This window comes from Desulfobacterales bacterium (genome assembly GCA_029211065.1).
Classification (GTDB): domain Bacteria; phylum Desulfobacterota; class Desulfobacteria; order Desulfobacterales; family JARGFK01; genus JARGFK01.
This window is the reverse complement of sequence record JARGFK010000242.1, coordinates 1-1,956: the sequence shown is the minus strand read 5'-3', so window position 1 is coordinate 1,956 and position 1,956 is coordinate 1. Positions and strand designations below refer to the sequence as shown.

Below are 1,956 nucleotides of genomic sequence, written 5' to 3'. Positions count from 1 at the left end.
AAAAGACTACGGCCGGCTGCTGCCCGGCAATATTGATCGAGAAGCCGCCGGCATCCCTTCACTATAAGAGCGGTTAACAGGACGCTTACATTTCAAAAAACAAGTGCTCGAACCACGCGCTGGACAGGTAAAGCCGGTACAGACGCTGTTTATCGATATCAGGCAGACCCATAGTGAATTTGCTTTAGCGCGCATTTCATCATAAAAATGCTGAGCGGACATTTCTTACCTCCGGTTTATTAAAAAGCGATGGATGCCAAAGCGGCGGCACTTAAAGCTTTTTCACCAGTTGATTGGCGGCTGTGAGCATCGGGTCCCAGGTGGGGCCGAAGGGCGGGGCGTAGGCCAGGTCGCACTGGCTGAAGGCCGCTACGGTCATTTGGCTGTGAAGGGCCACCGCCGGCGCGTTGATGCGGTGGGCGACCCCTTCGCGACCGACCATTTGAACGCCCAGGAGCCGGCCGGATGCTTTGTCCCCGACCATGTGCACATGAATCGCCGACGATCCCGGGTGGGCATGAGCCCTGGAGCGTGCAGTGATGGTGACGTCTTCAGGGATAAAACCAAAATTTTTTGCTTCTTCCACCGTCAGACCGGTGCGGGCCGCCTGAAGGTCGAACACTTTGAATACGGCGGTTCCGGCAATCCCTTCAAGTTCGATGGTTTCGCCGCAGACATTGTCGGCAGCCGCCCAGCCGGCCCGGTTGGCCCGCAAGGCCAGGGGAATCCAGGCTTTTTTTCCGGTTACCACATGAAGCGCATCGGCACAGTCGCCGGCGGCAAAAATATATTTATCCGAAGTTTGGAGTGTCCGGTTTACGGCCACTGAATTTTGGGGACCCAGTTCCAGGGCGGCCCGGGCAGCCAGGCTGCTGTTGGGGGTGATGCCCACGGCCAAGAGAACCATATCGCATTCCAATGAAAGATCCGGACAGACAACCTTCAGGCGATTATCAGAGGCTTCAATTTTTTCAACGCTGCAGCCCGGATAAAGGGCGACGCCTTTTTTTTCAAGCTCTTCCCTAATCCCCTGGGCCAGGGTGGCCTCCATCCATGGCAGAAACTGCGGGCGGGATTTCACCATGGCGACGTCTATATTCCTGGCATGGAGTGCCTCGGCCATTTCAAGCCCGATATATCCCATGCCCAGAATGACGACGTTTTTAACCTTGTTTGCGGCCAGATATTCCTTGAACCTGCGGCCGTCTGCCAGGCTTTTAAGGGCCATGACGCCCGGCAGGTCGATTCCGGCAAGTTCCGGTACGATTGGAGCAGCGCCGGTGGCCATGAGAAGCTTGTCATAAGGGAGACTAAATTTATTCCCCTTCCGGGTAGTCCCGGAAACGATTTTGCTTTCCGGATCGATCTTTTGAACTTCATGCCCGGTCAGGAGGTTGATTCCCTGTTTTTTTCGAAACACATCAGCGGTCCTGACCACAAGATCCTCGATGGGGCGTTCGGGGTCGGCAATGTTATAAGGCATGCCGCAGGCGCTATAAGAGACGTCCTGGGTTTTTTCCAGAACCGTAACGGTCATATTGGGATTGTTGCGCTTGGCCCGGCTGGCCGCGCTCATGCCGGCGGCATCGCCGCCGATAATCACAAAATTCATGTGTTGCTCCTTTAATCAGTAAAAGCGTTTTTGAATGCATAACCGTAATTTTTATTAGGGGACATGGTCTATTTTGTCAAGTAACAGTAAGCGTCGCCTTTACATATTCTCTGTTACATATTGCAACGCCGGGCGTTTTTATGATATTGGCAAAATATATGCTCCGAAACCCCAACCAGTTATCAGGATCTTGTTGTTCCACTGATTTTAAGTGGTGTGGCATATCGTTCTCAATCTGCACAGAAATCGTATCTGGCCTGAGCCAGAACAATGGCAAGAGCACCAGAAAAAAGTCAAGGTCTTTTTTCATCTTTTTTCAAGACAACACTCCCCCGTACCGGACT

1 protein-coding gene is annotated in these 1,956 nt (G+C 53.0%); it reads right to left on the bottom strand.

Annotated elements, in window-relative coordinates:
• Nucleotides 1-271: 271 nt before the first annotated feature.
• Nucleotides 272-1,612, bottom strand: coding sequence for an FAD-dependent oxidoreductase (locus P1P89_23240; GenBank protein ID MDF1594440.1), 1,341 nt, complete (start codon nucleotides 1,610-1,612; stop codon nucleotides 272-274).
• Nucleotides 1,613-1,956: the final 344 nt, after the last annotated feature.